We start from the raw sequence: 20647 nt of genomic DNA on the forward strand, positions 1-20647 counted from the left end.
GAACCGATTTTCCGTACCGGTATCCGGCGCCAATTCCGAGCGCACTGCCCTCGACCGTCGCCACCCATCGCGACCGGCTGTCGCGCTGTCAGGTGTCACCGGCAAGTTCCGGCAGAGTTCCCGGCACCGGCCGCCGGCACATCTGTTGGCATTGACCGTACCCTGCTGGGCCGCACCCGTGCAGGTAGAACTGGGAAGGCTGACTCAGCCCTCGATAACTCCTTGGTAACCTGCGGCATCGAGCAATGCACCGAGGGCGGTTTCGAGTGCCTCGGCGTCATCGATCTGCAGCTCGAACATCCAGCCGTCACCGTAGGGGTCGGTATTCAACGACTCCGGCTCGGAGTCGAGATTCTCGTTCGCCGCAACGACTTTCGCGTTCAGCGGGGCGTAGATCTCCGAGACGCTCTTGGTCGATTCGACCTCGGCGATCGCCTCGCCGGCAGACACCACGGTGTCGACCGCCGGCAGCTGCACGAACACCACATCACCGAGCTGCGACTGGGCGTAGTCGGTGATACCGACCCGGACACGATTGGGCGCGATGCGCTGCACCCATTCGTGTTCCTCGGTGTAGCGAAGGTCCTCGGGAAGGTTGGTCACAGGCTGATTCCTCTCACGGGGCGTCCTTTCACGGGCGTCGGCCAACCGGCGTTCGGCACAACTCTATCGACCCGGACCGACACGGCGGATCGCCACACCCGCTACGAAGTTGCTCGCGGCGCAACAGGTATGGTTCGTGCGACCGCGAAGGCCTTGCGCAGATACAGCAGACCCGTCCACACGTAGACCGCGGTTCCCCACCACAGCAGCGCCCAGCCGAACGCCCGGCCGAAACCGGCGGCCGCCCAATCCATCTGGCCCGCCAGCAACCACGGCAGCGCCGACATCAGCGCGAAAGTGGCGGCCTTGCCGAGGTAGATGACCTCCGGCGGATCGAGGTTGCGGCGGCGATAGATCGGCAGCGTCGCGCTCAGGATCAGGTCGCGTCCGATCAGCACGACCACGAACGGCCACGGCAGGATCCCGCGCACCAGCAGACCGAGCACGGTCGCGATGAGGTACAACCGGTCCACCAACGGGTCCAGCAGGGCGCCCAGCCGCGAGTACTGGTCGAGCAGCCGGGCCAGTTTGCCGTCGAGGTAGTCGGTGACGCCGCTGGCGACCAGGAGCGCGAACGCCCAGCCGTCGGCATGCAGGACCAGCAACAGCCACAGGAAGACCGGCACACCGATCAGCCGCAGCACACTCAGCACGTTCGGCACGGTGAGAATGCGATCGGTCTCCGTGCCGGCCGCGACGGGTGCGGGTTCGCGCGCGGGCCCCGAACGCTCGGAGGCCTGATGGTCGGGGCCGGACCCGCCGGCCGGTCGGTTGCTCACGCCTGTTGCTTACCCGAACCGATCGCGCCGCGCCATTCGGGCACGCCGCGACGGGTGCGGCGGCACGATAGGTTTATCAGTCGCATCCGGCCGGGTGGCACACTAGCGACTGACACAATGAGTCGTAAATCGTTTCATTGTGAATGCGGTGACGAGAGGAAGACATGCCCGACTTCGACTACGACGTGGTAGTGATCGGCTCCGGTTTCGGTGGCAGCGTCAGTGCGCTGCGCCTCACCGAGAAGGGCTATCGGGTGGCCGTGCTGGAATCCGGCCGGCGCTGGCCCGCCGAGTCCATTCCGAAGTCGAATTGGAATGTGCGCAAGTCGATCTGGGCGCCGCGCCTGGGCCTGACCGGCCCGCAGCGGATCAGCCTGCTCGGCAAGTGCGCGGTGTTCTCCGCCGCGGGCGTCGGCGGCGGCTCGCTGATCTACGGCAACACCCTCTACGAACCGCTGCCGAACTTCTACACCGACAAGCAGTGGGCTCATATCGCCGACTGGCGCAGCGAACTGGCACCCTATTACGACCAGGCCAAGCGGATGCTGGGCGTGGCGCCCAATCCGCGCGTGACGCCCGCCGACGAGGTGATCCGTTCCATCGCAGACGATCTCGGCGTGGGTGATACCTATCACCCCACCAATGTCGGCGTCTTCTTCAACGAGGAACAGCCCGGTGTCGAGGTCGACGACCCGTACTTCGGCGGCGCCGGCCCGCGCCGCAGCGGCTGCATCCACTGCGCGCGCTGCTTCACCGGCTGCCCGCACAATGCCAAGAACACCACCCCCACCAACTACCTGTACCTCGCCGAACAGGCCGGCGCCAAGGTCTTCGAGCTGACCACCGTGACCAGCGTCCGGCCGATGGTGGGCGGCGGCTACGCGATCGAGACGCAACGTGCGGACCGCTGGATTCGCAAGGGCCGCAAGACCTTCACCGCCGAACAGGTCGTCTTCGCCGCCGCGGCGCTGGGCACCCAGAAGCTGTTGCACAAGATGCGCGACGACAAGGTGCTGCCGAATCTCTCGCCCCGGCTGGGTGAGCTCACCCGCAGTAATTCCGAGGCCATCCTCAATGTGGTCAGCCGGCAGCGGCGCGACTTCGCCGAGGGCATCGCCATCACCTCCTCGATCCACCCCGAGCCCGACACCCACATCGAGGTCTGCCACTACGGCAAGGGACAGAACGCGCTGTTCCCGATGTCGGTGCCGATCGTCGACGGCGGCGCGTTCCGATTCCTGCGCTTCCTGCTGGCCATCGCGCTGCACCCGCTGGTGTTCGCGCGCAGCCTCAACGCCCGCCATGCCTCGGAGAAGTCGGTGATCCTGCTGGTGATGCAGTCACTGGACAATTCGCTGACCTCGTTCCGCCGCTGGGGGCAGCTGAAGACCAGGCAGGGCACCGGACAACCGAATCCGACCTGGATTCCGCTCGCGCACGAGGTGGGCCGTCGATTCGGCGAGAAGGTCGACGGCGACGTACACGGCCTCGTCATGGATGTGTTCGACATCCCCGCCACCGCGCACTACATCGGCGGCTGCGTGATCGGCGAAGGTCCCGAAAGCGGTGTGGTGGACCCGTACCAGCGCGTCTTCGGCCACCCCGGACTGCATATCGCCGACGGATCCGCGGTCACCGCGAACCTCGGGGTGAACCCGTCGCTGACGATCACCGCGCAGGCCGAACGCGCGATGGCGTTCTGGCCCAACAAGGGTGAGGCCGATCCGCGGCCGGAACTCGGCGCGGCCTACCGCCGTATCGACCCGGTCGCCCCGTACTACGCCACCGTGCCGGACAGCGCGCCCGGCGCGCTGCGACTGCCCATCGCGCCGATCGATCCCGCGCCCGCCGAACGCTGACCGCCGACACCGGCGCGTCGAAGTCTCCCCCGGACCCGTAGTGCCCCTTATGCTTTCCGATATCGAGTGTCGACGGAAGGGCGGTCGCCAATGCTCGTGCGAGTGCAGAACGCGGCCGGAACCCTGGCCGAGCGCAACCTCATCGACTGGCTGCGCACCTGGAAGGGTCCGGGCGACCCGCAGGGTGTGGCAACGGTCAACTGCAGTCTGTTCTACGCCGACCGGTTGCATCAGTTCGATGCGGTGATCTGGACGCCGACCACCTGCGTGGTGATCGAGGCAGAGGCCTTGGTCGAGCGGGTGAGCGGCGACCTCGAGGTCCCGTTGAACGGGCCGTGGCGGGTCGGCGGGCACGTGGTGAGTTTCGAGGGCGGCGACCGCGGCACGCCGCTGGACCGCTCCCGCGAGCACACCCACGCGCTGCAGAATTGGCTGGCCGAACGTGGACTGGGCCAGCGCGTGGTGCAGGGTGTGGTCGTCGTGGTGCCGCCGCACGGCGCGAACCCGACGATCCGCCAACTGTGGAACGATCCCAGCCTCCAAGTGGTGCTCGGCGACGACCCCAGGCGGCTGGCCGACTGCCTGAGAGCGCTCACCTCGCAGGGCCGGGCGCAGTGGACGGTGAACGAGGTCGCACTGACCTTCCGCGGATTGGGCATCCTGCCGTATCTGCCCGCCCCGCAGGATCTCGTCGCCGAGGGTTTCGGCGGACCGGTGGACACCACCCTGTGGTACGGCGGACCGCAGCAGGCGCAGGCGGAAGCGTTCATGGAGGAACAGGCCCATGCCGAGCAGCCCTACGGGCTCCCGGCCGCGATCACGATGCCCTGGTACAGCCCGTGGAACCTGTATCCCAAGGAGGCCGACCGGATCGACCCCGGCCGGGCGGTGCTGCGCATCCTGCTCGCGATCGGCATGCTCGTCGGGGCTGCCTGGGTGGTGTGGTTCGTGATCTCGCTGGTCCTGAACTTCGGGCCCGGCTGAGCCGAACGGCTGCGCCCGCCTGCTCAGGCCGCGGGCGTGCCCGCCGTGCGATCGGTGTCCCCGCTAGCCGATTCCGCCTGTGGACCGGTTCCGGTCTGGTCGGCAACCTCTGCCCGAAACCGCCGGCTCTCGTACCGCAGGCGCAGTGTCGTCGTCACCGTCCAGCACGCGGTCACCGCCGCGATGGCGAAGGCGGTGCCGCCCACGACATCGGTCGGATAGTGATAGCCGCGCCCGACCATGCCCACCGCCACGGCCGCCAGCGCGAGCGCGGCGAGCACGCCGATGACGATGCGCCAGCGCACGGTGGCGGCGACGAGCAGCACACCCGTCGCGATGGCGACGAATTGGACGGTGTGCCCGCTCGGATAGGCGAGGTAGTGCTGTAAATGCCTGTCCCACAGCGGTTTCAGCACCCAGGTGTTGATCGCGACCACCAGCTCGGGGGCGACCACCAGAAATCCGGCACCCCACCAGTCGCGCCGCCGGACGCAGTAGAGCACGCCGATCAGCAACAGCGGCAACACGATATAGGCGTTGCTCGGCACCACCAGCGCGTCGTAGACACCCGGATGCGCGTCCAAGCCCTCGTGCACCTCATCACCGATCGCGCTGTCGAACGTGGTCGGACCCCGGCCGGCGGGAAAGCTGAGGGGGACCGTCACGGTGATCAGCAGGCCGATCAGGGTGACGGCGGCGGCGACGAGACGCGCTCGATATCGAGCGACCGGCGGTGGAGCGGACACCTGTCGACCATAGCCGCGTCCGGCTACTGCCCCACCCTCACCGGCCGCCGATATCGAGCACGGGTTCACCCGCCCTGGTGCACGCTCGCATCGTCGAGCATCGCCGCGCGCAGCATGGCCTCGGGCACGCCGAGCGCCTCGACCAGTGTGGCCGACTCCGGGCGCAACCGGTCCACGAGTTCATTGACACCGCGGCGCACCGACTTGGCCCGATCCACCGACATGAAGCGGTGCATGATGTACCAGGCCTGATTCTGTTCGATGGTGGAGTACACGAACAGATCGCAGACCGTGTCGGCCAGCGCTCGCGCCTCCGGATCCTCGATATCGGCGATGCCCTCGATGAACGCCTCCAGCACCAGCCGGTCGATATGCGCCTCGCCGGCGGCGAGGATGTGGTCCTGCGCGTTGTTGAACGCCTCGAACGGGCCGGTCTCCTCGGCCCGCGCGCGCAGCCGGTGCGCGGCGGTACGGGTCAGATAGTCCTCGCGGTCGGCGAACAGCTGCAGCTGCACCGAGCGCCGGGCCAGATCGCCCTCGTCGACGCCGTCGTCGGAGCGGTCGCGCAGACGCTGGATGAGCTGGCGCACACCCGAGGTCTCGCGCACCACGTCGCGGGCCATGGTGGCCGCGAACTTCACCCAGCCGAGGGCATCGAGATCACGCACCTCGTCGGAGTAGGCGGTGAGCAGTTCCTTGGCCACCAGCTGGGTCAAGACCACGTTGTCACCTTCGAAGGTGGTGAACACGTCGGTGTCGGCCTTCAGGGTGACCAGCCGGTTCTCGGTGAGATAGCCTGCGCCGCCGCAGCATTCGCGGCATTCCTGGATGGATCGGGTGGCGTGGCGGGTCTGCGCGACCTTCAGGCCGGCGGCCCGCTTCTCCAGCGCGCGCTGCGCTTCCGGATCCAGATTCTGCCCGGTCTGTACCAGGTGCATGCGCCGCACCAGATCGTTCTGGGCGAACGACAGCGCGAACGCGCGCGCCACATGCGGAAACAGCCGGCGCTGATGGCTGCGATAGTCCAGCAGCAGGGTTTCGCTGCCGTCGTCCGGATCGGAGAACTGGCGGCGCTTGTCGGCGTAGCGCAGCGCGATACTCAACGCCACCCGTGCGCCGGCGGCGGCCGCACCACCGACACTGACCCGCCCGCGCACCAGCGTGCCCAGGGTGGTGAAGAACCGGCGGCTCGGGTTCTCGATATCGGAGCGGTAGGTCCCGTCGGGCTCGACGTCGGCGTAGCGGTTGAGCAGGTTCTCCCGCGGGATCCGGACGTGGTCGAATTCGATGCGGCCGTTGTCGACGCCGGGCAGACCGCCCTTGAGACCGCAATCCGAGGTGGTCACGCCGGGCAGGTCGTTGCCCTCCTCGTCGCGGATGGGCACCAGGAAGCAGTGCACGCCCTTGCTTTCACCCCCGGTGATCAGCTGAGCGAAGACCGCCGCCATCCGGGCGTGTTCGGCGGCGCCGCCGATGTAGTCCTTACGGGCGGAGGCCGTAGGACTGTGCACCACGAATTCGCCGGTCGCGGGGTCGTAAGTGGCGGTGGTCTCCAGATTCGCCACATCGCTGCCGTGCCCGGATTCGGTCATCGCGAAACAGCCGAGCAGATCCAGCGACAGCAGTCGTTTGACGACGTCGGTGTGGCGGTCGGTGCCGAGATTTTCCACCGCGCCGCCGAACAGACCCCACTGCACACCGGCCTTCACCCACAGTGACAGATCGGTGTAGGCGAGCATTTCCAGGCCGGTGACAGCACCGCCGGGATCGCCGGTTCCGCCGTGTTCCAGGCTGAATCCCTTTTCCGCATAACCGAATTCGGCGATCAGGCGCATCTGTTCCAGCACCCGCGCACGGGCCTGGCGGTAGTCGAGATAGGGATCGCCGAACAACCGGTCGTCGGCCAGCTGCCGGCGCGCCTGCTCCCTGACCTCACGCCACGGGCCGTCGAGCGCGGCCCGCAAATGGTCGGCGGTCGACTTCCCGGTCTTCGATGGTCCGGTGTTCGATGGTCCGGTGTTCGATGTCCCGGCCTCCGGCTGCGCGGAGTTCGATCTCACGGAATCTGCTGCTTCGGTACCCGTAGCCGTATCGGTGCCCATGGTTATCGACTGTAGCGGGAGTGCGGACACACCGGTGATAACCAGCAGATTGCCCAGCCCGCCACCCCCGCCGAGCAGAGGGAGCTGATCCGCGACCGCTCATCGACGCCGACTACCGTGTGTCGTGTGACAGATGAGTTGGAGCCCGAACTCGTCCGCACGGGGCCGGAGACCCAGCCCAGTTCGTTGTGGCATCGGGCGATGGGAGCGGTAACCGATCGGCTGGTCGCGCAGCGGCGCGCCACGGTGGACTCGGTGGTCGAGGCACCGGCCCCGCTGAAGCCGATCGATCTCACCGACGACGCCGCGGTAACCGAGGTACTCGACCTGGCCGAACGGGTCGGCGAGGTGGTGCTCGCCTCGGGCACCGCCGTGACCGACACCAGCACACAGGTCGAATTCATCGCCGCGACATACGGTTTGGCGCAATGCGATATCGACGTGACCTACAACTCGATTCGCATCTCCGCGGACCGGGGTCCGTCCCTGCCACCCGCCAGCACCATGCGGGTGGTGCAGTACCGCTCGCTGGACTTCACTCGCCTGACCGCCGTCGACCGTCTCACCCGGCGGATTCGCCGCGAGGTGGTGCCGCCCCAGGAGGCGCACGCCGCGCTCGACGCGATCACCACCGCGCCGCACCCCTACAACCGGTGGGTCGCCACTTTCGGCTGGTCGCTGCTGGCGGCGTCCATCGCGCTGTTGCTGGGTGGTGGCGTGCTGGTCGCGGTCGTGAGTTTCGCCACGACGTTGCTGATCGACCGCTGCAACCGCGAACTGAACAAGCGCGGCCTGCCCTTCTTCTTCCAGAACATGATGGGCGGCATCATCGCCACCCTGCCGGCGATCCTGCTGCAAACCTTCGGCGAGGGGTTGGAAACCAATCCCAGCCTGATCGTCGCGGCCGGAATCACCGTGCTGCTCAGTGGTTTACAGCTGGTCGGCGCGGTCGAGGACGCGATCACCGGCGCACCGATCACCGCCGCGGCCCGTATGTTGGAAGTACTGGTCATGACCGGCGCGATCATCGGCGGCGTCGGTTTGGCGCTGCGCGGAGCCCAAGCCTTCGGCGCCCAGGTACCGCCGATCGACATGTCGCCGTCCTACGACATCACCAATCTGCCGTTGAAGATCACCGCCGGTGCGGTGGCGGCGGCGGCATTCGCCCTGGCCTGTTATGCCGAGCGCCGGGCCCTCGCCGTCGCCGCACTCAGCGGTGCGGGGATCACCGTGTGCTACCTGTTCGTGCAGCACGCCGGTTTCGGTCCGGTGATCGCCGCCGCGGTCTCGGCGACCGCGATCGGTCTCGCCGGTGGTCTGCTCGCCCGCCGTGCGGTGACACCCCCGCTGGTCGTCGCCATCGCTGGCATCACTCCACTGCTTCCCGGTCTCAAGGTCTACCGGGGCCTGTTCGCGCTGATCAACGACGATCTGCTGGTCGGGCTGAACCAGATGTTCGCCGCGCTGGTGGTCGGCTGTGCCCTCGGCGGCGGTATCACGCTCGGTGAGTGGTTCGCCCGGTGGCTGCGCCGGCCGCGGATCCTGCGGCGGGTCACCGGGGTGCGCCCCGACGACTTCACCTGAGACCGCCGGGTTCGCGGCCCGGGGTGTCCTCAGGCCGCGAATCCGATGGAGCGGGCCAGATCGGCCAGCGTCGCATCGAACAGGGCGTCCGGATTTCCCACCGGCATCGGGTAGTTGCCGAACACCTCGAGCGTGACGTGCCCGTACAGCCGCGCCCAGAACTGGATCATCAGATAGGTGACGCCCAGGTCCAGCTTCTCGGCGGGGAATTTCTGCCCCGATTCGGCGAGCACGGCGAGCAGTTCGGTCTGGAATCCGACGAGGTCTTCGCGCAGCGCGTGCGGGATCACGTCGGTCGGCGGGGTGACGATGTCGTAGGTGGTCAGCAGCCGTCCCGCGGCCTCGAGGAAGATGCGGCCGAACGGTTCGTCGAATTGCCGCATGGCGCTGGCGGAACCACCGGCGGGCGAGGCGAAGACGAGCGTGAACTCGTGGGCGTGGGCCAGGGCCCACTGCCGGAAACCCTTGCAGATGGCGAACAGCTGGACCATGCCGTCCTCGGGCAACTCGGCCACCTGCTCGGCGAGCTCCTGGGCCAGGTCGGCGCAGATATCGCTGCGCAGCGCACCCACCAGATCGTCGCGCGAGGCGTAGTACCGATACAACGCGGGTGCGGTGATACCCAGCTCACGCGCGATGGCGCGCAGGGTCACCGCCTCGGGGCCCTGCTCCACCAGGAGCGTGCGGGCCACGCGCCGGATATCGGCGTCGCTGACCGCGGGCATCCGGCCCCGTCGTGCGGCTGTCATGCGTCGTCCTTCGTCGTATGCGCACCGGCCCCGACGTCACGGGTACGTCGAGGCCGGTGCGCACACTGTGTCCTGGGCCGCCGGAGACCGGGGTCGCCGAGGGCGCTGCCCCGGCGGCCGCGGCGCTCACTCGTAGGCGACCTGCCAGCTCTTGATTCCGTTCAACCAGCCCGAGCGTAGCCGGACCGGCTCGGAAACCTCACGCAGGTTGGGCATCACGTCGGCGATGGCGTTGAAGATCAGATCCAGCTGCAGCCGGGCCAGGTTGGCGCCGACGCAGTAGTGGGTGCCGGTGCCGCCGAATCCCACGTGCGGGTTCGGGTTTCGCATGATGTCGAATTCGAACGGCTTGTCGAAACGTTCCTCGTCGAAGTTCGCCGAGGAGTAGAACAGGCCGATCCGCTGGCCCTTCTTGATGGCCTGGCCGCCGATTTCGGTGTCCGACAACGCGGTTCGCTGGAACGCGATCACCGGGGTCGCCCAGCGCACGATCTCGTCGGGCGCGGTGCGCGGCCGCTCCGCCTTGTAGAGCTCCCACTGCGCCGGGTTGTCCACGAACGCCTTCATGCCGTGGGTGGTGGCGTTGCGGGTGGTCTCGTTACCTGCCACGGCCAGCAGGATGACGAACCACGCGAACTCCTCCGAGCCCAGCGCCTCGCCCTCGATATCGGCGTTGAGCAGCTGGGAGACGATGTCGTCGGCCGGGCATTTGCGCTTCTCCTCGGCGAGGTTCCACGCGTAGCCCATGACCTGGGCGTTGGCCATCTTGTAGCTGTCGGCGTACTCGGGGTCGTCGTAGCCCATCATCTGGTTGGACCACTCGAACAGCTTGCCGCGATCCTCCTGCGGCACGCCGAGCAGTTCGGCGATGGCCTGCAGCGGCAGCTCACAGGCCACCTGCTGAACGAAGTCGCCGCCGCCGGTCTTCTTCGCCTCGTGCACGATCCGCTCGGCGCGCTCGCGCAGCGCGGCCCGCAGACTCTCCACCGCACGCGGGGTGAAGCCGCGCGAGATGATGCGGCGCAGCTTGTCGTGCGCCGGCGGATCGGTATTGACCAGCATGGCCCGCTGGATCTCGATCTCCTCGCGGGTGATCTCGCCGTTGAAGCGGATCACCGCGGTGTTCTCCTGCGTGGAGAAGACCTCGGAGTTCTTCGAGATCTCCTTGATGTCGTCGAGCCGGCTCACCACCCAGTAGCCGCCGTCGTCGAAGCCACTTACTCCGTTGGGCTGGTCGACCCACCACACCGGAGCGGTGCGGCGCAGTTCGGCCCATTCGGCCACGGGCAGGCGCTGCGAGAGCAGATCGGGGTCGGTGAAATCGAAATCGTGACTGATGGACGGCAGAGACGGCGCGGACACGGTACCTCCTTTGGAACACGTTCCTAGGAGTGAACCACACCACATCCGTTTTGTGAACACCTATTAGTAAATAATGTTCACGAGCTTGTTCCGGCACCAGAGCAAATCTCCGGCACCATCTCTGAGCTGCGCGGACAGCGTCCGGGCCGGCCCCCGACGCGAGGTCGGGACCGGCCCCGGTAGAGCGCTCAATCCAGCTGCAGTTGCGGAGAATACAGCTCCAGCCAGTTGTGCAGATCGATGATGCGGTCCAGTCCGGCGCGCACCGCGCTGTCGATGCCTGCCGGGTCGAGCGCAACCGCCCGCTGCAGCCACTGCCGGTCGATGAGCTCGAACAGCCGTGGATCACTCTCGGCGAGAACGTGTTTCGCCTGCTGCTGCAGCACCGCCGCATAGCCCGGATCCTGCGTCGACGGGTATGGGCTCTTGACCCGCCGCACGACCGATTCCGGCAGCACATGCTCGGTCGCGTGCCGCAGCAGGCTCTTCTCCCGGCCGTCGAACGTCTTCAGCGACCACGGGGTGTTGTAGACGTATTCGACCAGGCGGTGGTCGCAGAACGGGACCCGCACTTCGAGGCCGACCGCCATCGACGCGCGGTCCTTGCGGTCGAGCAACGTGCGCACGAATCGGGTCAGGTGCAGGTGGCAGACGGTCCGCATCCGGTGTTCGACCTCGGATTCGCCGTCGAGGTGCTCGACCTCGGCCACCGCCGCGCTGTACTGGTCGGCGACGAACTCCTCGAGCCGCAGCCGTTCACGCAGGGCCGGGTTCAGGATCTGCCAGCGTGCGTCGCCGGTGAGGGCGCTGTTGAACGCGAGCCACGGAAAGTTGTCCTCCTTCAGCGCCACCTCGTCGTGGAACCAGCGATACCCGCCGAACACCTCGTCGGCGGACTCCCCCGACAGCGCCACGGTCGACTGCTGCCGGATGGCCGCGAACAGCAGATACAGCGAAGTGTCCATATCGCCGAAACCGACGGGGATGTCGCGGGCGGTGACCACCGCGCGTCGCGCCGCCGCATCGGCCAGATCGGCCGGATTCAGCATCACGTCGCGATGGGCCGAGCGCACCAGCGCCGCCACCTCCCGCACGAACGGTGAATCCGGGGTGTCGCGCATCTCGTCGGGAACGAAGTTCTGCTCCTGGTTGGCGAAATCCACCGAGAACGTGCGCAACTGTTCGCCGTCGCGTGCGAGCCGTGCGGCGGCCAGTCCGGTGATCGCGCTCGAGTCCAGTCCGCCCGACAGCAGCACGCAGCGCGGCACATCGGAGATCAGCTGACGATCGACGATATCGGTCAGCAGCTCGCGTACGCGAGCTACGGTCCGCTCCTGACTGTCGGTGTGCTCGACGGCATGCAGCCGCCAATAGGTGCGCGTGTGAATTCCGTTGCGGTCCACCGTGACCAGCGTGCCGGGCAGCACCTCCGCCATGCCCTTCCACAGCGACCAGCCGGGCTGTTTGGTCATGGCGAACAGCTCGCGCAGGCCGTCGAGGTCGACCGTCTTCGCCGCGAGCGGGTTGGCGAGGATGGCCTTGGGCTCGGAGCCGAACAGCACGCCGTCGGGTGTCGGGTAGTAGTAGAACGGTTTGATTCCCATCCGGTCGCGCACCATGACCAGCTTCTGGTCGCGCTCGTCCCAGATCGCGAAGGCGTACATGCCGTTGAGACGGTCGACGACCGACTCACCCCACTGCAGGTAGCCGTGCAGGACCACTTCGGTGTCGCTGTCGGTGTCGAAGGTGTGCCCGAGAGCGCGCAGTTCGTCGCGCAGTTCCCGGAAGTTGTAGGCCTCACCCGAGTAGACCATCCCGACATCGCCCGCCGGGGTCGGCACGGTCATCGGCTGCGCGCCGCCGGGCAGATCGATGATGGCCAGTCGCCGGTGCCCCAGTGCCGCGTGTTCACGAACGAAGGTGCCTCGCCCGTCCGGCCCGCGACAGGCCATGGTTTCGGTCATCGCATCGATAACCCCCTGCTGCCGGGTGAGGTCGTCCGAGAACGCCACCCAGCCCGCGATTCCGCACATTCCGCCGCCTCTCAAAGTAGTTAGCTTAGTGAACGATGCGTAAAACCGTTGTAACACAAGGAGTCTCGCGTGCGCCACCACGCGCCCGACTTGTCCGAGCTTGTCCGAACTCGCCGCTTTCGCCCGAATAGTTCCGTTCGCCCGCGGCGAGCGAACGCCCGGAAATCACCGGTCACGCCAGACCGGAGTGCCCCGACCGAACGCGCCACCACCCCTATCGTCACTCCGCGCCTACTTCCGTAGCCGGCCGGGTTGCCCTCCAGCAGCCCGATCCCGGCGACACACTCGCGACGGTGCTGAACTTTTCGTGCAAACCTCCTCGAAAATGGCGGAAAACTCGCAACATCGGTGAGGTTTGCACGATTTGTTCAGCCCCACCGCCGGCGACAAACCAGCACTTCGTCACCCCTGACTGCTTCTGCGCACGCACCCGCGCGTGGGTTTCTCGTCCGAAAGTTTGATTCCGTCGCGGCCGCTGGCCGGTATCGTCGGAGGCGAAGTTAGGTAACCCATACTTGCCGTCCTACGAAGCGAGGAAATCTCCGATCATGCCGGACGCCACCTCTACCGAGCAGCCCGTGCCGTTCTCCGCGCAGATCCGCTCCGCCACCGCCGAACAGCACGAGCGCGCCGAGAATTCCACCTTCATGAGCGACATGCTGGGCGGCGCACTGGACGTCAGCGCGTTCTATCGCTACACCGGCCAGCTCTGGCACATCTATCAGGCGCTCGAGGCGCACTGGGACGCACTCGCCGCCAATCCGGTCGCCGGCCCGTTCATCCGGCCCGAACTCGCACGCCTTGCCCATCTCGAGGACGACCTGGCACATCTGGGCGGGCCGCAGTGGCGCGACGACATCACCGCCCTCCCCGCCACTGCCGAGTACGCCGCCCGGATCACCGAGTGTGCGCTGCACTGGCCCCCGGGGTACGTGGCCCACCACTACACCCGCTATCTGGGCGATCTGTCGGGCGGTCAGGTCATTCGCGGCACCGCGGCGAAGCTGTGGCAGCTGCCCAAGCGCGGCGACGGGGTGCGCTTCTACGTCTTCGACCAGATCGCGAATCCGGCCGCCTTCAAGCGCGGCTACCGCACCCTGCTCGACGAACTGGCCGTCGACGATCTGGAGAAGCAGCGGGTGCTCGGCGAGTGCCGGCACGCCTTCGATCTCAACAGTGCCGTATTCGCCGATCTGGCAAGCGAATTCCCGGTCCGCCGCGAAGGCTGAACCCACCCCAGGCGTTCTTGGACAGCCGACCGGAAGGTTGCCATTCGATAGCCAGGTGCGTCTCCGAGTTACATCAAAATCGTTGTTACACATACCGATCGGCGCTCCCACGTGGTGACCAGTCCCACACCACCCGGGGGCGCCGTTTGGTTGCGGGCACAAGTCGCCGCCAGCTAAAGTTACTCACCAGTTAGGCACGCAGGGGTTCCTACAGCGCCCTCGATTCTGATAGAGGCCGCTTCGTTCAGTCCGCATCCACCGACGCATGTCGGACGAACAACGTTGTGCGACAACATGTTCGACATGCAAGGAGGGGTAATGGCTACCTATATCGTGACCGGTGGGACGGGTTTTCTGGGACGGCGCGTGGTGGAAGGACTCCTCTCCGCCGATACCGACGCCGTGGTGCACGTGCTCGTCCGTGAGGCGTCGGCGGCCAAACTGGCTGAGCTCGCGGCCCGATGGAATGCCACCGACCGAGTGTTTCCGCTGGTCGGGGACCTGACGGCCGAGGGCCTGGGGCTGGCGGACGAACCGCCGGCCGCGCAGCACGTGGTACATCTGGGCGCGGTCTACGACATGACCGCCGATGAGGAATCCGCCTATGCGGCGAATGTGAACGGCACCCGCGCGGTGATCGCACTCGCCACAGAACTGGGTGCGATGCTCCACCACGTCTCGTCGGTGGCGGTGGCCGGTGACCATCACGGAAAATTCTTCGAAGACGATTTCGATCTCGGCCAGAACCTCGAATCTCCTTATCATCGAACGAAATTCGCGGCCGAGCGCCTGGTTCGCGAGAGCACGGGACTGCGCTGGCGGGTCTATCGCCCGGCGATCGTGGTCGGCGATTCGCGCACCGGTGAGATGGACAAGATCGACGGTCCGTACTACTTCTTCCCCGCCATCGCGCGGCTGGCCGCACTGCCGGGCGGGCTGCCGCTGCCGCTGCCGGATCTGGGCGCCACCAATATCGTCCCGGTCGACTACGTCGCCCAGGCGATGGTCGAACTGATCGGCCGCCCGGGTCTGAACAAGCGCACCTTCCACCTGGTCAATCCGCGTCCGCAGCCGTTCACCGAGATCTACAGCGCGCTCTCGCGGGCCGCCGGCGCACCCGGTGGCGTGGGCCCGGTTCCGGGCAGTCACACCGCACTGGCGACGTTGAACCGCCTGCCCGGTGTCACCGCGGCCCGTGATTTCCTGTTGAGCCAGTTCGGCATTCCCGCCGAGGTCGCCCCGCACACGTCGTTCGCGTCGGAATTCGTCTCCGATTCCACCCGGGCGTTGCTGCGCCGCACCGACCTCGAGGTCCCCGCCTTCGACACCTACGCCGAGAATCTGTGGCGGTACTGGCGCGCACATCTGGATCCCGACCGGGCACGCCGGCACGGCGGCGGCGACCGGCTGCGCGACCGGATCGTGCTCATCACCGGCGCCTCCTCCGGTATCGGCCTGGCGACCGCGCACGCGGTGGCGCGCCGCGGTGCGACGGTGCTGATGGTCGCGCGCGGGATCGACGAACTCGAGGCAGCGGCCGCCCAGGTGCGCGAGCAGGGCGGCGACGCCTACAGCTATTCGTGCGACATCACCGACGAGAAGGCGGTCGAGCTGCTGGTCAAGCAGGTGCTCGCCGACCATCACCACGTCGACTACGTGGTGAACAACGCCGGCCGTTCCATCCGTCGCTCCGTGCTGAACTCCACCGATCGCATGCACGATTTCGAGCGGACGATGGCCGTCAACTACTTCGGCGCGGTGCGGCTGATCCTGGCCCTGCTGCCGGCCATGCGGGAACGCCGCTTCGGCCACGTCGTCAACATCTCCTCGATCGCGGTGCAGACCAAACAGCCGCGTTTCGCCGCCTACGTGGCGAGCAAATCGGCGCTGGACACCTTCAGCGAGATCGCGGCGGTCGAGAACGCCGACGCCGGCATCACCTTCACCTCGGTGCGGATGCCGCTGGTGCGCACCCCGATGATCGCGCCGACCGAGATGTACCGATCACTGCCGGTGCACAGCCCCGAACAGGCGGCGGCGATCGTGGTGCGCGCCCTCGAGGAGCGGCCCGCGCGCATCGACACACCGATCGGCACCTTCGCCCAGGTCGTCGACACGGTGATGCCCTCGGTGAAGAAGGCCATTCTGCACCAGGGCTTCCGGCGGACCGGCGAATCCGCAGCGGCCCGGCACGGCCGCACCGCATCGAGGGATACGGCCGAGACCGGCGGCCGCAGCCCGCTGCTGGCGCTCGCACCGGTGGTGCAGCCGCTGATGGGATTGCCCACCCCCGCGGCTCGGATCATCAACCGGTTGCCCGGCCTGCACTGGTGAATCCGCACCTACCACCGGACCCGGTGTCCGGTGGTAGGTTTCGCCGGTGATACGCAGGCTTCTGCTCGGCGGCGCGCTCGTCGTCGTCCTCGCGGCCGTGCTGTCGATCGGCACCTACGTCCTGATGAATTCGCGGACCTTCCAGGTCGCCGGCCGCCTGGTCCACCGCGTCGACACGGCCGGAAAGGTCGTCGCGCTGACCATCGACGACGGCCCCACCGACCGCACCCCGGCGATCCTGGAAACACTTGCCGCCGAACACATTCCGGCCACCTTCTATCTCGTCGGCCGCGACCTGGCCGCCCATCGCGACTACGGTGCGCAGATCGCGGCGGCTGGACACGAGCTCGGTAATCACAGCTACACCCATCGACGGCTCGTGTTCGTCACTCCCGCCACGGTCCGCGACGAGGTCGAGCGCACCGATGCCGAAATCGAGCGCACCGGGTACCACGGCCCGGTGACCTTCCGCCCGCCCCACGGCAAGAAGCTGGTCGCGCTGCCCTGGTATCTGTCCCGCCACGATCGCACGACCGTGATGTGGGATGTCGAATCCGATTCCACGGGTGGCGCGAGCACCGATGCCATAGTCTCGGACACGGTGAACCGCGCCCGGCCGGGATCGATAATCTTGTTGCATGCGATGTACCAACCGGCCGCAGCGGCGGCGATTCCGCGCATCGTCGCGGAACTCCGTTCGCGCGGTTACGGTTTCGTGACCGTCTCGCAACTGATCGCTGGCACGAAACCCACCGGAATGTGACCGAACTCCCCGGCTGTTTCGCCCAAAACTAGAACGTGTTCTAATAGTCTATAGGTATGGAGCGATTGACCGGGCTGGATGCCAGCTTTCTGTACCTGGAGACCGACACCCAACTGCTGCACGTGTGCGCGCTGCTGATTCTCGACCCGCCCGCCGACGGGACGGACTACGAATTCACCGCATTGAAGGAGGAACTGGGGCGCCGCCTGCACCTGGTGCCCTCCATGCGCCGCCGCGTCCATCGGGTCCCGTTCGACCTCGACCACCCGGTCTGGGTCACCGACACCGGCTTCGACCTCGACCGGCATATGCACCGCCTCGGCCTGCCTTCCCCCGGCGGACCGAAGGAACTCGCCGAACTGGTCGGCGATCTCGCCGGACAGCCCATGGATCGCACCCGGCCGCTGTGGGAGATGTGGGTGATCGAGGGCTTGGCCGACGGCAAGGTCGCCGTCGTCTCGAAATACCATCACGCCGCCGTCGACGGGGTCACCGGCGCCGACATGATGGCGTATCTGTGCGATGCCGAACCGGGCGTGCGCTATCCCGATCCGCCGGCCGAAGTCCACGACAAGTCGAACGAGCCCAACGATCTCGCCCTCGCCGCCGAGGGGCTGATCCGCATGCCGGTGAAACTCGGCGTGGTCGGCATGGTCCCGAAAACACTGGGCAAGCTGGGCGGGATGGTGCAGCGCCGCCGCGCCGACAAACAGGGCATGGCCCTGCCGTTCACCGCGCCGCGCACGCCGTTCAACCGCACCATCACCCGCCATCGCAGCGTCGCCTTCACCACCGCGCCGCTCGCCGATATCAAGGAGATTCGGGCGGCGTTCGGTGTGAAGATCAACGACGTGGTCCTCACCGTCATCGCGGGGGCGCTTCGGCAATATCTGAGCGAACACGACGAACTGCCGGAGACCTCGCTGATCGCCTCGGTGCCCGTCTCCACCCACGAGACCTCACGGCACGAACGCGGCGTCAACAAGGTGTCGACCCTGTTCGCCCAGCTCTACACCGACGTCGACGATCCGGTGGAGCGGCTGCGGCTGATTGCGCAGGCCAACGTCGGCGCGAAGGAGGAACACGAGGTGCTGGGCGCGGACTTCCTGCAGGACTGGGCCGAATACGCCCCGCCGAACACATTCCGGATCGCGGTGCGCGCCTATTCGTCGTTCAAACTCGCCGAACGCCATCCGGTGGTGCACAACCTGGTGATCTCCAATGTGCCCGGACCGCAGCAGCCGCTGTATTTCCTCGGCCACCGCATCGACTCGTTGTTCCCGTTCGGCCCGGTGTTCCACGGCGCCGGCCTCAACGTCACGGTGCTGTCGGCCAACGGCGACCTCGATTTCGGCTTCATCGCCTGTCGTGAGCTCGTCCCCGATCCGGACCGGATGGCCGAGGCCGTGCACGACAGCATCTGCGCGCTCCAGAAGGCGGCAAACGCGCAGCGCTGAGCGCGTCAGCTCGCCCGCCGAGCGGCCACCGCCGCGCAGGCCTCGAGGAGTACAGGGACAAAGGCGTCCGCCTCGAGTACACAGGCCGCATGTCCGGCCGGTACGAGGAAAATCTCCGCTCCGGCAATCATTTTCGCCATTTCCAGCTGCCGGTAGACCGGCAGCGCGTGGTCGTGTGTCGTGATCACCACGCCCGTGGGCACATCCAGGCTCGACAGCCACGGCGAGGAATCGAAGCGCCCCAGTTCGGCGATCGCCTGAGTCATCGCCCACCCGCTGGTGGTGCGCAGCTCGGCCAGCGCCCACCGATCCATTCGCCCTGTCTCCCAGGATATTTCGGGCATATGCGGCAGTTTGTTCGCCGCCTGCGCCACACGGCGACCGGCCGTCTCGGTCATCACCCCGGCCACCAGCGCCATACCGCCGTGGAACAGCCGCTCACGCCACTTCTCCCGGAATCGGTAGGTCGTCGCGCACAACACCAGGCCGCCGACGAGGTCCGGCCGCCGGTGCGCCACCGATTGGGCGACGATACCGCCCATGGAGTACCCGGCCAGGATCGGCCGTTCCACGCCGGTCACCTCCGCCACCGCGACGACGTCGTCGGCGAGATCGTTCAGATCGAAACGCGGCGAACGGATTCCGTGCCCATGCCAGCGCTGGTCGAACAGCACCACCCGATAGTGTTCGGACAACTCCGCCAGAGCCGGGAACCAGTTCAACATCGCGGTGGTCACCAGGCCGTGCAACAGGATCACCGCCGGCGCGCCCTCGGGCCCGGGAATATCGACCAGATAGGTCCGCCCGCGCCCGGGCAGATCCACCATCCGGCCCGCCGGCACCGAGTTCGTGCGCGATACGCGCGTACCGAATCGCCCGCCGGCCGCTCCGCGACCATTGCCCGCCGTCTGCCGCTCTGCCGCCATCGCATCCTCCCGCATCGCCGGCCCGGTCATGAATTAGAACACGTTCCAATTCGATGGTACCGGGTGCCGATGCGGTCACCGGCCTCCGGGAAGCAACACCGCCGCACCGGCGAACCGGCCGTGTGCCAGATCGGCCAGCGCCCGGTCGGCGGATTCGAGCGGATAGGGGTTGATGCGAACCTGCATCCGGTGCTGGGCGCAGAACTCCAGGAACTCGCGTCCGTCCGCGCGGGTATTGGCGGTGACCGAACGAATCTCGCGCTCCTGGAACAGATGGCGCTGATAATTCAGCACCGGAATATCGGTGAGGTGGATGCCTGCGATCGACAGCACCCCGCCGCGATCCAGCCCCGCCAGCGCGGGCAGGACGAGATCGCCGACCGGCGCGAACAGAATCGCCGAATCCAGCGGCACCGGCGGCGGATCGGCCGCACCCTGCGCCGACGCCGCGCCCAGCGCCAGCGCCAGCTCCCGCGCGGCGGCATCGCGGGTCATCACATGCACCTCGGCGCCCTGAGCCAGGGCGACCTGCGCGGCCAGATGCGCGCTGCCGCCGAACCCGTAGATGCCGAGCCGTCCCCCTTTCGGCAGCGATGCCCGCCGCAGCGCCCGGTAGCCGATGATGCCGGCACAGAGCAGCGGGGCCAGCTCCGCATCCGCGTATCCGGAGGGCAGCGGATACACGTAATCGGCAGGGGCCGTGGCATATTCGGCATAACCACCGTCGGCATCCCATCCGGTGTACTGCGAATTCGGGCACAGATTCTCCGCGCCGCGCCGGCAGTACGCGCACACCCCGCACGTGCTGCGCAACCACGCGATACCGACCCGGTCACCGGGCACGACGGCCGTCGCCCCGGCGCCCACCGCGACCACCTCCCCGACGACCTCGTGGCCGGGCACCACCCGCTGCCGGCGCACCGGCAGATCACCCTCTGCCACATGCAGATCGGTGCGGCACACCCCGCAGGCCAGCACCCGCACCAGCACCTCGCCCGCGGCCGGCTCCGGAATGGGGATCCGGGTGCGGACCGGCGGGGATTCGTCGATCGGGCCGGGCCGCACCACCTGCCAGGCGGCCATCGTCGCAGGATTCATCGCACTCCTTCCGACACCGGAACGCCCGCGCCACGGCGG

The 20647-nt window shown here is 67.4% G+C and carries 16 protein-coding genes; 7 read left to right on the forward strand and 9 right to left on the reverse strand.

The features are described 5' to 3' along the window. Positions 1-204 precede the first annotated feature (204 nt). Together gcvH and NK1_RS28985 are read right to left on the reverse strand one after the other, a co-directional pair. Positions 205-603 carry a glycine cleavage system protein GcvH gene (gene gcvH / locus NK1_RS28980; RefSeq protein WP_063013813.1) on the reverse strand — a complete coding sequence of 133 codons (399 nt, stop codon included), beginning with the start codon at positions 601-603 and terminating at the stop codon, positions 205-207. A gap of 101 nt (positions 604-704) precedes the next feature. Then, positions 705-1274, reverse strand: a complete 570-nt coding sequence (locus tag NK1_RS28985; protein WP_036500985.1) for a CDP-alcohol phosphatidyltransferase family protein — start codon at positions 1272-1274, stop codon at positions 705-707. 272 nt (positions 1275-1546) lie between these two features. Here NK1_RS28985 and NK1_RS28990 point away from each other — a divergent pair, with 272 nt between their 5' ends. Then, positions 1547-3241, forward strand: coding sequence for a GMC oxidoreductase (locus tag NK1_RS28990; RefSeq protein WP_063013815.1), 1695 nt, complete (start codon positions 1547-1549; stop codon positions 3239-3241). Between the two features lie 90 nt (positions 3242-3331). Further along, positions 3332-4225, forward strand: coding sequence for a nuclease-related domain-containing protein (locus tag NK1_RS28995; RefSeq protein ID WP_063013817.1), 894 nt, complete (start codon positions 3332-3334; stop codon positions 4223-4225). Between the two features lie 23 nt (positions 4226-4248). Here the strand turns inward: NK1_RS28995 and NK1_RS29000 are convergent, their stop codons facing one another. Together NK1_RS29000 and NK1_RS29005 are read right to left on the reverse strand one after the other, a co-directional pair. Further along, the gene (locus NK1_RS29000; protein ID WP_063906136.1) at positions 4249-4971 is read right to left on the reverse strand and encodes a phosphatase PAP2 family protein; all 723 of its coding nucleotides are present in this window, start codon (positions 4969-4971) and stop codon (positions 4249-4251) included. Between the two features lie 65 nt (positions 4972-5036). Continuing rightward, positions 5037-7073: an acyl-CoA dehydrogenase family protein gene (locus NK1_RS29005; protein ID WP_084461719.1), complete on the reverse strand. Its 2037-nt coding sequence runs from the start codon at positions 7071-7073 to the stop codon at positions 5037-5039. 201 nt (positions 7074-7274) lie between these two features. Here NK1_RS29005 and NK1_RS29010 point away from each other — a divergent pair, with 201 nt between their 5' ends. After that, positions 7275-8657 (forward strand): threonine/serine exporter family protein, encoded by a 1383-nt coding sequence (locus NK1_RS29010; RefSeq protein WP_063013851.1) that lies wholly within the window; start codon positions 7275-7277, stop codon positions 8655-8657. A gap of 29 nt (positions 8658-8686) precedes the next feature. Here the strand turns inward: NK1_RS29010 and NK1_RS29015 are convergent, their stop codons facing one another. The 3 genes from NK1_RS29015 to asnB form a co-directional block, all read right to left on the reverse strand. Beyond that, positions 8687-9406: a TetR/AcrR family transcriptional regulator gene (locus tag NK1_RS29015; protein ID WP_063013819.1), complete on the reverse strand. Its 720-nt coding sequence runs from the start codon at positions 9404-9406 to the stop codon at positions 8687-8689. 126 nt (positions 9407-9532) lie between these two features. After that, positions 9533-10768, reverse strand: coding sequence for a cytochrome P450 (locus NK1_RS29020; protein WP_063013821.1), 1236 nt, complete (start codon positions 10766-10768; stop codon positions 9533-9535). A gap of 188 nt (positions 10769-10956) precedes the next feature. Continuing rightward, the gene (gene asnB / locus NK1_RS29025) at positions 10957-12801 is read right to left on the reverse strand and encodes an asparagine synthase (glutamine-hydrolyzing) (protein ID WP_063013823.1); all 1845 of its coding nucleotides are present in this window, start codon (positions 12799-12801) and stop codon (positions 10957-10959) included. A 548-nt stretch (positions 12802-13349) separates the two neighbouring features. Here asnB and NK1_RS29030 point away from each other — a divergent pair. The 4 genes from NK1_RS29030 (at position 13350) to NK1_RS29045 (ending at position 18584) form a co-directional block, all read left to right on the forward strand. After that, positions 13350-14030 carry a biliverdin-producing heme oxygenase gene (locus tag NK1_RS29030; RefSeq protein ID WP_063013825.1) on the forward strand — a complete coding sequence of 227 codons (681 nt, stop codon included), beginning with the start codon at positions 13350-13352 and terminating at the stop codon, positions 14028-14030. 318 nt (positions 14031-14348) lie between these two features. Beyond that, on the forward strand, positions 14349-16364 hold the full coding sequence (locus NK1_RS29035; protein WP_063013827.1) for an SDR family oxidoreductase: 2016 nt from the start codon (positions 14349-14351) through the stop codon (positions 16362-16364). 49 nt (positions 16365-16413) lie between these two features. After that, a complete protein-coding gene (locus tag NK1_RS29040) occupies positions 16414-17127 on the forward strand; it encodes a polysaccharide deacetylase family protein (RefSeq protein WP_063013853.1) in 714 nt (237 codons plus the stop codon). A gap of 56 nt (positions 17128-17183) precedes the next feature. Beyond that, the gene (locus NK1_RS29045; RefSeq protein WP_063013829.1) at positions 17184-18584 is read left to right on the forward strand and encodes a WS/DGAT/MGAT family O-acyltransferase; all 1401 of its coding nucleotides are present in this window, start codon (positions 17184-17186) and stop codon (positions 18582-18584) included. A gap of 5 nt (positions 18585-18589) precedes the next feature. Here the strand turns inward: NK1_RS29045 and NK1_RS29050 are convergent, their stop codons facing one another. Then, the gene (locus tag NK1_RS29050; RefSeq protein WP_084461725.1) at positions 18590-19510 is read right to left on the reverse strand and encodes an alpha/beta fold hydrolase; all 921 of its coding nucleotides are present in this window, start codon (positions 19508-19510) and stop codon (positions 18590-18592) included. 75 nt (positions 19511-19585) lie between these two features. Continuing rightward, on the reverse strand, positions 19586-20593 hold the full coding sequence (locus NK1_RS29055) for a zinc-binding alcohol dehydrogenase family protein (RefSeq protein ID WP_063013831.1): 1008 nt from the start codon (positions 20591-20593) through the stop codon (positions 19586-19588). Between the last annotated feature and the right edge of the window lie 54 nt (positions 20594-20647).

The organism is Nocardia kruczakiae NBRC 101016, assembly GCF_001612965.1.
Lineage (GTDB): Bacteria > Actinomycetota > Actinomycetes > Mycobacteriales > Mycobacteriaceae > Nocardia > Nocardia kruczakiae.